The following is a 13,020-nucleotide window of genomic DNA, read 5'->3' as shown; positions in this document are numbered from 1 at the left end:
TTAACGCTTCGAGTACTGCGGACGCTTACGCGCTTTACGCAGACCGACTTTCTTACGTTCAACTTCACGAGCATCGCGGGTTACGAAGCCGGCTTTGCGCAGAGCACCGCGCAGAGTCTCGTCGTAATCCATCAGAGCACGAGTGATACCGTGGCGGATTGCGCCAGCTTGACCACTTACACCACCACCGATGACAGTGACGTAGATATCGAATTTCTCGGTAGTCTCAGTCAGTTCCAACGGCTGGCGAACTACCATGCGGGCAGTTTCGCGACCGAAGAACGTGTCCAGGGTGCGGTTGTTGATGGAGATGTTACCAGTACCCGGACGCAGGAAAACGCGTGCGGTTGCGGTCTTGCGACGGCCAGTGCCGTAATTTTGAGTCGCCGACATAATGAACTATTCCGTTAAATCTTCAGTTCTTGGGGCTGCTGAGCAGTATGAGGGTGAACAGCGCCCGCATAGACTTTCAGCTTACGGTACATGTCGCGACCCAGCGGGTTCTTAGGCAGCATGCCTTTGACCGCGGTCTCGATCACGCGCTCAGGGGCTTTAGCGATCAGCTTTTCGAAGTTGATCGACTTGATGCCGCCCGGGAAACCGGAGTGGGAGTAGTACATTTTGTCGGTGGTTTTAGCACCGGTTACACGAATCTGCTCGGCATTGATCACAACGATGTAGTCACCGGTGTCGACGTGCGGAGTGTATTCGGCTTTGTGCTTGCCACGCAGGCGGCTCGCGATTTCGGTGGCCAGACGACCCAGGGTCTGACCAGCAGCGTCGACGATAAACCAGTCGCGCTTAACTGTTTCCGGTTTAGCAGTAAAAGTTTTCATTCTTTATAGCCTCAGGGGCCGCCTGTAAATAAGACGGCGGATCTTACTGAATAGTGCGTACTTTGACAAGGTCAAAGGCAGCCGGATACAGACGCTTTCGGGGGCTCGGGTCGGCGCGTCCGTTCAACGGCAAGATTCTTTGGCGGCGGCGCATCACTTCCACTGCATAAAGAGGTGCGTAATTATGCAGATTGCGAAAAAAATTTCAACCTGCTTTTATGATCGTTTCCCCACAGGAGCAGCCAATGGAATACCGTCAGCTAGGCCGGACCGATCTGAACGTGAGCGCAATTTGCCTGGGGACCATGACCTGGGGCGAGCAGAACACCCAGGATCAAGCCTTTGCCCAGATCGAACGGGCGAAAGGTGCCGGGATCAATTTCATCGACACCGCCGAGATGTACCCGGTGCCGCCCAAGGCCGAAACCTACGCCAGCACCGAGCGCATGATCGGCAACTGGTTCAAGCAGCGCGGCGACCGTGCCGACTGGATCCTGGCGAGCAAGATCGCCGGACCCGGCAATGGCATCGGCTATATCCGCGACGGCCAGCTCAAGCACAACCGCCAGCATATCGTCGAAGCCCTGGACGCCAGCCTCAAGCGCCTGCAGACCGACTGGATCGACCTCTACCAGTTGCACTGGCCGGAACGCAGCACCAATTTCTTCGGCCAACTGGGCTACAAGCACAAGGCCGACGAAGACTTCACGCCGATCGAGGAGATCCTCGAAGCGCTGGACGAACAGGTCAAGGCCGGCAAGATCCGCCATATCGGCCTGTCCAACGAAACCCCGTGGGGCACCATGAAATTCCTCCTCGAGGCCGAGCGCCGCGGCTGGCCGCGGGCGGTGTCGATCCAGAACCCCTACAACCTGCTCAACCGCAGCTTCGAAGTAGGCCTGGCGGAAGTCGCCCTGCGCGAACAGTGCGGCCTGCTGGCGTACTCGCCGATGGCCTTCGGTTTCCTCTCGGGCAAGTATGAAGGCGGCGCCCGGCCGGACAAGGCACGCCTGAGCCTGTACAGCCGCTTCAGCCGGTATTTCAACCCACAATCGGAAGCCGCGTGCAGCCGTTATGTCGCCCTGGCCCGTGAGCACGGCCTGGACCCGGCGCAGATGGCCCTGGCATTTGTCACCCAGCAACCGTTCGTCACCAGCAACATCATTGGCGCGACGACGCTGGAGCAGTTGGACAGCAACATTGCCAGCGCCGACCTGAAGCTGTCGGAGGAAGTGCTGGCGGGGATCGAGGCGATCCACAAGGATCATCCGAACCCGGCGCCGTAAGCCTACCGGTGTAGGAGCGAGCTTGCTCGCGATGGTAGTCGGAACACCGCGGGGTATCAGGTTTCCCGCGTCATCGTTGACGGCCATCGCGAGCAAGCTCGCTCCTACAGTGAGATTGAGGCGTGCCTGTCAAAGCGACCGGGCAATGATCTCCTTCATGATCTCGTTGGTCCCGGCATAGATGCGCTGCACCCGCGCATCCGCCCAGGCCCGGGCCACCGGGTATTCCCACATGAACCCGTAGCCGCCATGCAACTGCACGCACTCGTCGAGCACCTTGCATTGCAGGTCGGTGCCCCAGTACTTGGCCATCGCCGCCGTCGGCACATCGAGCTGGCCTTGCAGATGCAACTCCAGGCAGCGGTCGACAAACACTCGGCCGATCTGGATCTCGGTGGCCATTTCCGCCAGCTTGAAGCGCGTGTTCTGGAAGTCGGCAATGGATTTGCCGAAGGCCTTGCGCTCGCGGGTGTACTCCAGCGTCCATTGCAACGCCGCCTCGGCCGAGGCCAAACCGCCGATCGCCACCGTCAGGCGCTCCTGGGGCAGCTCCTGCATCAAATAGGCAAAACCCGCTCCGGCCTGCCCCAGCAGATTTTCCCGGGGCACCCGCACATCCTGGAAAAACAGCTCGGAAGTGTCCTGGGCCTTCATGCCGACCTTTTCCAGGCGCTTGCCCTTGGCGAACCCCGGCGTATCGGCCTCGACCAGGAACAGGCTGATCCCCTTGGCCCCGGCCTGGGGATCGGTCTTGGCGACGACGATCACCAGGTCGGCGAGAAAGCCGTTGGTAATAAAGGTCTTCGAGCCATTGAGCACATACTCGTCACCGTCCAGCACTGCCGTGGTCTTCACCCCTTGCAGGTCGGAGCCGGCCCCCGGCTCGGTCATCGCAATGGCCGTGACCATTTCGCCGGACACCAGCTTGGGCAGGTACTTGAGCTTCAGCGCCTCGCTGCCGTAATGCAGGATATAAGGCGCGACAATATCCGAATGCAATGAGAAACCGATGCCGCTCAGGCCCTGCCGGCTGATTTCCTCGATCACCACCGCGCTGTAGAGAAAATCCGCCGCCATGCCGCCGTAGGCCTCCGGCAGATGGGAACAGAGCATCCCCTGCGCCCCCGCCTTGTTCCACAACTCGCGGTCGATATAGCCGCGTTTCTCCCACTGCCCATGGAAGGGCGCCGCCTCCTGCTCGAGAAACTTGCGCACACTGCTGCGAAAGAGCTCGTGCTCGGAACTGAACAGGGTTCTGGGAATCATCGGGGGCACCTGCAAGGACACTGAGGCCAGGATTGGCCCATAGAGCCTATGCCAGTGTTTTGCCGGGTAACACTGGACACATGCGACAAAAAATAAGACGATCCAGCCGTCTGTTGACCACTTTCCCCTATAAGAACTTTCCGCTAATAAGAACAATGGAATTATGGCTAATCCACTCTCCACGCCCTTGCGGCGCGTCAGCATCCTGGCTATCGACCGGGTATTCGCTTCCACCCTTATGCAAGCCAAGGATTTCTTCCACCTGGCCAGCCTGCGCTACGGCAAACAGCTCGGCCATGGACTCACCAAGGCCTTCGAGACCCGCCTGGTCAGCCCCGACGGCAAGCCGGTGTGCAGCTTCAGCGATGTGATCCTGCCGGTGGACGGCGGCCTGGAAAATGCCGATGTGATCATCCTGCCAGCGTTCTGGGACGACTTCGAAACCCTCTGCCGGCGCTACCCCCAGGTCATGCCCTGGCTGCGCGAGCAGCATGCCCGCGGCGCCGTGCTCTGCGGCGAGGCCACCGGGGTGTTCTGGCTGGCCGAAGCCGGCCTGCTCGATGGCAAGGAAGCGACCACCTACTGGCGCTTCTTCAACGCCTTCAGCGAACGCTACCCCAATGTCCAGCTGAACCAGGACAAGCACCTGACCGACGCCGACAACCTCTACTGCGCCGGCGGCACCACCTCGGCCTGCGACCTCTATATCTACCTGATCGAACGCTTCTGCGGAGCCAACGTCGCCCAGGCCGTGGCCCGCGATATCCTCTATGAAGTCCAGCGCAGCTACGCCCCGGGGCGTATCGGCTTCGGCGGCCAGAAGCTGCACCAGGACGTGATCATCCTGCAGATCCAGCAATGGCTCGAAGAGCATTTCGCCGACAAGTTCCGCTTCGAGGATGTCGCCCGGGAACACGGCATGAGCATTCGCAACTTCATGCGCCGCTTCCAGACCGCCACCGGCGACAAGCCGTTGCACTACCTGCAACGCTTGCGCATCGAGACCGCCAAGGGCCTGCTCTCGGGCACCCGTAAAAGCATCAAGACCATCAGCTATGAAGTCGGCTATGACGATGCCAGCTTCTTTGCCCGACTGTTCCGCCAGCACACCGAACTGTCTCCCAACCAGTATCGCCAGCAGTTCCAGCAAGCGGCGTGAAGCCCGTGCGCCGTTTTCGACACTAAACGAAAGCGGCGCGCAACCTTGCATAATTAATTACCACAGCGCCCTGCCCTCGCCTTCGTAGACTCGCTCCGGCAATCACTACCGATTGCCACTGACAAGGAGCGTCGTACATGCCTATTGGATTGGCCCAACAGCAGCCCTCATTCCCTACACCGACGGTGGAACCCCAGCGCGCCTGGCGCGCCCGTTTCCCCAACCCGCCGGACCTGTGCTTCGACTACCGCCGGTTGGTCGAGCAACCCGGCGGCGTCGCCCGCGCCACGGACCGCGCCCACCGGATCTGCATCATCGGCGCCGGCGTCACCGGCCTCAGCGCGGCTCACGAGCTGCTGCGCTGCGGCTTCACGGACATCACCCTGCTCGAACAGTCCCGGCGCATCGGCGGCCGGCACCTGACCGTGATCGACAAAAGCCAGCCCGCCACCACCGGTTCCACCCCCTTCGAAATGGGCGCGATGCGCTTGCCGTACTTCAACCGCGAGGGCGAGGCACCGCTGCAAGGGCGCTCCGTGCTCGCGCACTACACCGAGCAGTTCAACCTGCGCCTTTCGGATTTTGCCAACCCTGGCAGCGCCCAGGTCAGGAGCACCGGGATTTTCCTCCGCGAGGGCCTGCTGGAGGCGCAGGAAACCCCGCGGATGCTGATCTGGGACAACCGCGACGGGCAGACCCCGCCACCGGGAAAACTGCTGAAACAGGTCCACGAAAAATGGCGCCTGTTCGCCGAGCGCATGACCCGCCAGGTCGAGGCCCACTACGCCAGCGACGGCTGGGAAGACCTCTGGGCGGCGATTGTCCAGCGTTATGAGAGCCTGTCGTTTCGCAACCTGGTCACGCTGCCGGCCATCAGTCACTGGCATGCGGACGACCCGGGCAATTTCGGCGGCGTCGGCATGAGCGCCGAAGAGTCGGCGATCTTCTATGCCATCGGCATCGGCGACGGCAGCTGGGGCGCGTTCTATGACGCCTGCAGCCTGTACCCGATCCGCACCGCGATCTTTGGTTTCAGCCATCGCCTGCAATTGATGCACGGCCGCGTCGATGAGCACGGCAATCCGCTGCCGTCGCCGCATCTGCAGGCCGGCACGCTGCTCGACTGCAACGGCCTGGCCTTCGATGCCCCGCGCTACCTGGGTGTCGCCGCCCTGGACGAATGCCTGTTGTTCATGCCGGTCGAAGGGCGTGGCCTGTCCTTCTACGAACATTGCCGACAGCGCGGTGCCGGGTTCGCCACCCAGGCCCAGGTCAACGGCCTGAGCAAACTGCCCAACCAGCAGATTCGCGTCGACTACGCCTGGCAATGGGACGATCCGCAACGCCGCGAGCTGCGCAGCGAGGTATTCGACTCGGTGATTCTCACCCTGCCGTCCTGGTTGATCGAAACCACCGTCGAGCTCAAGGGTTTCGACGAGCGGATGCTGCCGTTCCACATCCGCAGCGCCTACAAGACCGCCCACTGGGAAACCAGCTGCAAGGTGTTTGCGCCGCTGAAAAAAAGCTTTTTCACCGAGCCCCACGGCATCCCCCAGGCACTGGTCACCGACAGCCTGATCCACGACATGTACACCTATAGCTACAACGACACCTATCCGTATGACTGCATCCTGCTGAGTTACACCTGGGAGGACGATGCAACCAAACTTGCGCTGTTTTCGGACCAGGAGCTGGTGGAAAAATGCGTCGGCGAACTGGATCGGATCCTGCTGCACGCGAGCAATATCAATCAGCGGATCTCACCCTATATCGATACGCAAAGGGCCGCGGTGCATCGCTGGATGAGTGATCGTAATGCCCTGGGAGCCGCCAAGCTCTATCGCCCTGGCACCTATTACGAAGCCATCGACCTGATGAACTACAACCGCCACTACTCCGCCCGCTCCGGGCTCTACCTGTGCGGCGAATCCTTTTCGGTCGACGCCGGCTGGACCGAGCCCTGCCTGCGGGGCGCCCTCGATGCCACGATCCATCTGTGCCAACGCACCGGTGCAATATTCAATGGAGGTTTCAGCTTGAAGCACTACCCCGAATACAGCGGGCGACCACCCGCCAACAACCCACCAACGGCGTTCAGTATTCCCAGGGCGGTCTAGGAAATACCCGACTGACTTACCGGAGGGCCACCGACATACACCACTCATTGAATGGCTTCTCATAGGCTCATCAACCCATTCGGGTTGAATAACAAGAATGAGAGCACCTCAAATGAATGAATCTCGCCCCGCTGTCAGTCCCGTACGCGTTGCCGTCGTGCAGTTCGATCCCCAGGCTGGTGTTGCCCACACCCCGTATAACCTGGACCGCAGCCTTGCGCTGGCGGGCCAGGCGGTGCGCGGCGGCGCCAACCTGATCGTGCTGCCGGAACTGGCCAACACTGGCTACAGCTTCCAGAACCGCCAGGAAGCCTTCCTCCACGCCGAAGCTGTACCGCAAGGTCCCAGCGTGCAGGCCTGGGTAAATTTCGCACAAGAGCATCGGATTTACCTGGCGGCCGGCGTCGCCGAATGTGACGGAGTGCAGCTGTTCGACACCGCGGTGCTGGTGGGCCCGGACGGGTTTATCGGCAAGTACCGCAAGGCGCATTTATGGAACGAGGAGAAGCTCTGGTTCACCCCGGGGGACCTGGGCTTTCCGGTTTTCGACACACCCATCGGGCGGATCGGCCTGCTGATCTGCTGGGATATCTGGTTTCCCGAAGTACCACGCCTGTTGAGCCAGCAGGGCGCGGATATCATCTGCAGCCTGAACAACTGGGTCTGGACCCCGCCGCCGCTGTTCGACGAGACCGGCAAATGCATGGCCTCGTACCTGACCATCACCGCGGCCCACGTCAATAACGTGTTTATCGCCGCGGCCAATCGCGTCGGCAGCGATCGCGGCGAGCGCTTCCTCGGCTGCTCGCTGATCGCCGGGACCAACGGCTGGCCCCTCAGCGAGGTAGCCTCGCCCATCGATGAGGCCGTGCTGTTTGCCGATATCGATCTGGTCAGCGCCCGCAGCGCGCCGATCTGGAACAGCCTGAACGACCTGCCCAGGGACCGCCGGACCGACCTCTACGACGGTATGCTCGGCTACCTCCGCCATCCTTCCCTGCCGCGCTGAAGGAGGTCGGGATGAACACTGTCTCCAACCCGAGCCGGCTCGTCGGCCTGCTCGGCCTGGGCCTGATCCTGCTGGTCTGGCTGAGCCTGCCCTTCGGCGGGTCCGGCTACCTGCATATGATGGACAACCTGCCCGCCCCCGGTGCCTGGCTGCGCTGGGTGCTCGGCGATATCAGCGAAATGGCTTTCTACAAACATGAGCTAGCTTCGTTGGGCCTGCTGGCCGGTGCCGGCCTGGCCCATTGGGCCCATCGCCGGGGCAAGGCCTGGCAGGGCTTTGCCATCTGCTATGGCAGCGGCCTGTGGCCCTGGCTGATCGGCAGTTCGCTGCTGGGCCTGCTGCTGAGCAACCTGCTGTGGGGCTGGAGCGTGCCGCGTTATGGCTGGCAACCGACCTTCGCCGCCTTTGTCTCCGTTCCCGCAGCCACCGTGCTGCTGTTTGGCCCGGGGATGCGGATCGCCGTCAGTGGTGCGGTCATGGGGGCGCTACTGGTCACGCCGTTATGCTTGCTGCTGGTCAACTTTGTCTGCAATCCGTTGAACCTGCCGGCGGTGATCGGCAATGTGCTGGGGATGGCTCTCGGCAGCGTGATGGCCTTTACCCTGTGTCGGCGTTGGCCGGCGCTGGTGAAACCGGAACCGGCGATGGTCACCGCACCAGCGCCTGTGCCGAAAGCCAGTAATCACGGGCTGGTCTGGGGCATGCGCCGGGTACTCGCCGACTTTTCCGAAGCGCCGTTCTTCGGTAACGAATGGGCGAGCCTGGGATTGCTGTTGGGGGTATTGCTGGCCTACGGGCTCAACCCCGCCGGGCCAGCCTACGGCTCGGACCTGCTGCTGCCGATACTCGCGGCCCAGGCCCTGGCGTCGGCCATCGGTGTGATGGTCTGGCGACAGCAATGGATTACGCGGGGCTGGTACCCGACCTATATCCCGATTGTCTCCGTCGCCCCGGCCGCCGTACTGATCCATGGCGGCGGAACACTGGTGGTGATCGCCAGCGCCCTGCTCGGCGCCTTGATCGCACCGCCGCTGGCCGTCGTCCTGTCGCGGCGGGTCCCGGGGCATATGCACCCGTATATCGGCAATGTGCTGTCGATGGCGCTCAGCACGGCACTGATCGTGCCGCTGCTCGGCGGGCTGCTCAGGCTGGTCTGAATCGAACAGCGCTTTTCCCTCCACCCGGCGGTACTCTGGTGCCGCCGGCATCGCCTCTTCCCGACCTTTTATCAGCGAGAGTTCCATGTCCTTGCCTCAACTTTCCATCGCCGCCCTGGGCGGCACTGTCAGCATGCAAGCCGCCCGCCCGGACCAGGGCGTGGTGCCCAGCGTCAACGGCCAGGCCCTGCTGGAGCGGGTGCCGCTGCTGGCGACTCTGGCCCGGACCCACGTCGAGACCCTGAGCCTGCAACCCAGCGCCTCGCTGGACTTCGACTTTCTGCTCGGTGTCCTCGACTGGGCCAGGCATCAAGTCGAACAAGGCGCCAGCGGCGTGGTGGTCACCCAGGGCACCGACACCTTGGAGGAGACCGCGTTCTTTTTCGAACTGCTCTGGGATCGCGAGGAGCCGCTGGTGCTGACCGGGGCGATGCGCTCAGCCGCCGAGATCAGCGCCGATGGTCCGGCGAACCTGCTGCATGCGGGCTTGGTTGCCCTGTCGAGCACCAGTCGCGGGCGTGGCGTGCAGGTGGTGATCAATGGCCAGGTCCACGGCGCGAGCCGTGTGCGCAAGAGCGATGCCCTGGCACTGGAAGCCTTCAGCTCACCGGTGTTCGGCCCCAATGGTCTGATCATCGAAAATGCCGTGCGTTATCTGCACACTCCTGCGCCGAGAAAAATTTTGCCGTTGCCGGTTCGCAGTCGGCAGCGGATCGCTCTGCTCGAAGCGACACTGTCAGCCGATACGCTGATGTTGGAGAAGCTGCCGGAGTTGGGCTACGACGGTCTGGTGATCGCCGGTTTCGGTGCCGGTCATGTCAGTGAAGCTTGGGCCAAGGCGATCACGTCATTGGCGTTGAAGATCCCGGTGGTGATCGGTACACGTACCGGGGCCGGTTCAACGGCGAGTCACTCCTATGGCTTTGCCGGCAGCGAAATTGACCTGATCCAGCGTGGAGCGCAGATGGCGGGGTTTCTGTGTCCACGCAAGGCGCGGATTCTGTTGTGGCTGCTGATCGGCTGCCAGCGAAGCAGCGAGCTGCCGGAGTACCTGCGGCATTTCGGATAAGCCCTGTAGAAGTCAAGACCGCCAAAAGCTTCGCGGGCAAGCCCTGCTCCTACAGGTCCATGCCGTACAAAAAATCTGTGTCCGACGCTGAGCTTGGCTTGTCGGGACGCCGCATCGCAGCGAAGAGGCCCTCAACGCAGCCCAAACTGCTGCCGGTACTCAAGCGGGGTCAAGTCGGTCAGTTCCTTGAACATCCGCCGCAAATTCGAATCACTGCTGAACCCCAAATCAGCACTGATGGTATTGACCGCCGTGGACGTCAGCATCAGCCGCTCACTGACCTGGTTGAGCTTGATACACCGCGCATAGGCCGCCACGGCAACACCGGTTTCCGCACTCACCCTGCGTGCCAAAGTGCGCGGGGACAAACCCAACTGCTCCGCCAACCGCTGCACGGTGATCTGCTCCGCCGGCGATTGTTCAACGCACCGGTGCAACTGCCGCAACAACGAACTCGACTGCTCGATCAGGCTCATCGCCGCAAAGGCCGGATGCGCCTGGACCGGACGCGCCAACACCATCAATTTGGCCAGGTCGTGAAACAGCTCCTGACCGATCGCCCGCTCGATCAACGCCTGCGCAATCGGCAAATAGCCCGTCACCCCGCAAGCCGTCGCAGTCGACGGATTGATCACCCAGTGACGCTGGCTCTGCCAGTCCACCTTGGGATAACGCTGAGCCATGGCACCCGCCAACCACCAGGTCACAGTCGCGGCCTGCCCCTCCAGCCGTCCGCTCGCGGCGATGAGGCAGACACCCGTGCAATAACTCCACAACTGCACCCGCTTCGAACAAGCCGCCAAGGCCAACACCAAAGCGTTGTTATCGCTCACGACCTTCTCGACCTGCCGGGAAGACTCGGCCCAGAAGCCGGCAATCAGCAGCGCATCAACGTCCGTCTCCGACAAGGCCTGGGACACCTGCAACGACACACCACCGGCACACGCCACCGGGCCTGCCTGCAAGGCGACAAACACGGTTTCGAAGAGCGTCTGCGAAGCGCGACGGTTGGCGGCATACAAAAGATCGGCAAAGGCCAGCAGCCCCGACGGTATGCAACCCGGGTACAGCAGCAATCCAATTCGAAGAGGCCGGCTCATGGCAGAAACTGAATCCATTATGTCCAATCCCGCCATTCTGCGTGACCGCCCGGTCGAACACAATGCAACCTCTTCCCAGAGGTATGAGCATGCACATCCATCAGCTACGCAATGCGACGATTATCCTGGAGTTCGGCCGCCATCGTATTCTGGTCGACCCGATGCTCGCGCGTAAAAACGCCCTGCCATCGTTACGCGTATTTCGCGCCAGGAATCGCAACCCGCTGGTCGAATTGCCGGTATCGGCCACGGAGGCACTCCAGTCGGTCACCCATTGCCTGATCACCCATTGCCAGAAAGGCCACTTCGATCACCTCGATCGCGCCGCGAAAAAATGGCTGCGCGACACCGGCACACCGGTGATCTGCACGCCCCACGACGCGGCCTATCTGGCCACCCACGACCTGAACGTGCAGCCGCTGCCCAGTGATCACGAACACCCCAGCCCCTTCCTCGATGGTCAGATCCGTACGATTCGCTGCACCCACGGCCAGGGACTGGTGGGCAAGCTGATGGAACACGGGGTGGGTTATCTGATTGAAATGCCCGGCGAGCCCAGTCTCTACCTGAGCGGCGATACCCTGCTCACCCCGACCGTCAAGGCGTTCGTCGCCGAGCATCGGCCACAGTTATCCGTCGTGCCGGCGGGCGGCGCGCGTTTCGATCTGGGCGGGGACATCATCATGGGCATTGAAGAGGTGATCGAGTTCACCCAGCGGTCAGCGGGCCTGGTGATCGCCAATCACCTGGAAGCCCTCAGCCACTGCCCGGTGAAACGCCGCTCGCTGGCCGACGCGGCGCAGTTGGCCGGCGTCGAAGCCCGCTTGCTGATTCCCAGGGATGGAGAGGTCTTGGCCTTCCCCACCGCCGGGTAACCCCGAATACTGCGCGGCTCGTGGGCCGCGCCGGGGATGGCGGTTAAGGCTTGTGCGCCCGCGACAGGAACTCGTGGGACTGCATTTCCAGCAAACGGCTCAAGGTGCGCTGGAACTCGAAGTTCAAGCGCCCGCCGGTGTAGAGATCCTTGAGCTCCACTTCCGCCGAGATGATCAGCTTGACGTTGCGGTCGTAGAATTCGTCGACCATGTTGATGAATCGACGGGCGATATCATCGGTGGTGACGCTCATCTGCTCGACACCGCTGAGCAACACGGCATGGAAGATCTTGCCCAGTTCGATGTAGTCGTTCTGGCTGCGCGGGCCGTCGCACAGTTCGCGGAAGTCGAACCAGGCCACGTCGTCGCAGGTACGGATCGCGCGGATCTCGCGATTCTCAATCATCAGTACGTCGTTCTCGACGGCCTGGGTGCATTCCGGCGTCAGCGCGCGGAAGCTCTTGCGCAGGCTTTCCTGGGCCGCTTCGTTCAGCGGAAAGTGGAACAGCTCGGCCTGCTCCAGGTGCCGCAGGCGATAGTCGACGCCGCTGTCGACGTTGACGATCTCGGTGTTCTGCTTGATCAGGGCGATCGCCGGCAGGAAGCGCGCGCGTTGCAGGCCGTCCTTGTACAAACCGTCCGGCACGATGTTCGAGGTGGCCACCAGGGTCACGCCGTTCCTGAACAGCTCTTCCATCAAGGTGCCGAGAATCATCGCGTCGGTGATATCGGAAACGAAGAACTCGTCGAAACAGATCACCCGGGTCTCGGCGGCAAAGCGCTTGGCGATCAGGGTCAGCGGGTTTTTCTCGCCGGTCAGGGTCTTCATTTCTTCGTGCACCCGCTTCATGAAGCGGTGGAAGTGCGTGCGGGTCTTTTCCTTGAACGGCAGCGCTTCGAAGAAGGTGTCCACCAGGTAGGTCTTGCCGCGACCGACGCCGCCCCAGAAATACAGGCCCTTGACCGGCGCCTGGTCTTTCTTGCCGAACAGTTTGCCGAGCAGGCCCGGCTTGTTCTGCGAGGCCGCGATCAGGTCGTCGTACAGGCGCTGCAAATGGCGCACTGCCGTTTCCTGGGCCGCGTCGTGAAAGAACTCGGGGCGTTTCAGATCAGCTTGATATCGTTCTAGGGGCGTCATAATTTCGT

The 13,020-nt window shown here is 62.0% G+C and carries 12 protein-coding genes; 7 read left to right on the top strand and 5 right to left on the bottom strand.

Annotated features, from left to right (window positions below; genetic code table 11):
* Both rpsI and rplM read right to left on the bottom strand, forming a co-directional pair.
* A complete protein-coding gene (gene rpsI, locus HX830_RS06860; protein ID WP_103494515.1) occupies positions 1-393 on the bottom strand; it encodes a 30S ribosomal protein S9 in 393 nt (130 codons plus the stop codon).
* 14 nt (positions 394-407) lie between these two features.
* On the bottom strand, positions 408-836 hold the full coding sequence (gene rplM / locus HX830_RS06855; RefSeq protein ID WP_060783310.1) for a 50S ribosomal protein L13: 429 nt from the start codon (positions 834-836) through the stop codon (positions 408-410).
* 245 nt (positions 837-1,081) lie between these two features.
* Between rplM and HX830_RS06850 the strand changes: the two genes are divergently transcribed.
* Complete coding sequence (locus HX830_RS06850) at positions 1,082-2,122, top strand: NADP(H)-dependent aldo-keto reductase (RefSeq protein WP_103494514.1); 1,041 nt, start codon at positions 1,082-1,084, stop codon at positions 2,120-2,122.
* Between the two features lie 129 nt (positions 2,123-2,251).
* On the opposite strand, the gene HX830_RS06845 is transcribed toward HX830_RS06850, so the two are convergent.
* Complete coding sequence (locus tag HX830_RS06845; RefSeq protein WP_177099620.1) at positions 2,252-3,397, bottom strand: acyl-CoA dehydrogenase family protein; 1,146 nt, start codon at positions 3,395-3,397, stop codon at positions 2,252-2,254.
* Between the two features lie 253 nt (positions 3,398-3,650).
* Here HX830_RS06845 and HX830_RS06840 point away from each other — a divergent pair, with 253 nt between their 5' ends.
* From HX830_RS06840 to HX830_RS06820, 5 genes are all read left to right on the top strand, one after another.
* A complete protein-coding gene (locus HX830_RS06840; RefSeq protein ID WP_177099618.1) occupies positions 3,651-4,547 on the top strand; it encodes a GlxA family transcriptional regulator in 897 nt (298 codons plus the stop codon).
* Positions 4,548-4,684: 137 nt separating this feature from the next.
* Complete coding sequence (locus tag HX830_RS06835) at positions 4,685-6,664, top strand: flavin monoamine oxidase family protein (RefSeq protein ID WP_177099464.1); 1,980 nt, start codon at positions 4,685-4,687, stop codon at positions 6,662-6,664.
* 112 nt (positions 6,665-6,776) lie between these two features.
* A complete protein-coding gene (locus HX830_RS06830; RefSeq protein ID WP_103494510.1) occupies positions 6,777-7,673 on the top strand; it encodes a nitrilase family protein in 897 nt (298 codons plus the stop codon).
* An 11-nt stretch (positions 7,674-7,684) separates the two neighbouring features.
* The gene (locus tag HX830_RS06825; protein WP_177099462.1) at positions 7,685-8,830 is read left to right on the top strand and encodes a hypothetical protein; all 1,146 of its coding nucleotides are present in this window, start codon (positions 7,685-7,687) and stop codon (positions 8,828-8,830) included.
* Between the two features lie 85 nt (positions 8,831-8,915).
* Positions 8,916-9,899 carry an asparaginase gene (locus HX830_RS06820; protein WP_177099460.1) on the top strand — a complete coding sequence of 328 codons (984 nt, stop codon included), beginning with the start codon at positions 8,916-8,918 and terminating at the stop codon, positions 9,897-9,899.
* 131 nt (positions 9,900-10,030) lie between these two features.
* Here the strand turns inward: HX830_RS06820 and HX830_RS06815 are convergent, their stop codons facing one another.
* Positions 10,031-11,017: a GlxA family transcriptional regulator gene (locus tag HX830_RS06815; protein WP_256350416.1), complete on the bottom strand. Its 987-nt coding sequence runs from the start codon at positions 11,015-11,017 to the stop codon at positions 10,031-10,033.
* Between the two features lie 71 nt (positions 11,018-11,088).
* On the opposite strand from HX830_RS06815, the gene HX830_RS06810 reads away from it, so the two are divergent.
* The gene (locus HX830_RS06810) at positions 11,089-11,874 is read left to right on the top strand and encodes an MBL fold metallo-hydrolase (RefSeq protein WP_177099458.1); all 786 of its coding nucleotides are present in this window, start codon (positions 11,089-11,091) and stop codon (positions 11,872-11,874) included.
* Positions 11,875-11,917: 43 nt separating this feature from the next.
* Here the strand turns inward: HX830_RS06810 and zapE are convergent, their stop codons facing one another.
* Positions 11,918-13,012, bottom strand: coding sequence for a cell division protein ZapE (gene zapE / locus HX830_RS06805; protein ID WP_103494505.1), 1,095 nt, complete (start codon positions 13,010-13,012; stop codon positions 11,918-11,920).
* Positions 13,013-13,020 lie beyond the last annotated feature (8 nt).

Source organism: Pseudomonas gingeri (assembly GCF_013385425.1).
Classification (GTDB): Bacteria; Pseudomonadota; Gammaproteobacteria; order Pseudomonadales; family Pseudomonadaceae; genus Aquipseudomonas; species Aquipseudomonas gingeri_D.
The sequence above is the reverse complement of the archived record's forward strand: the minus strand, read 5'-3'. Positions and strand labels throughout refer to the sequence as shown.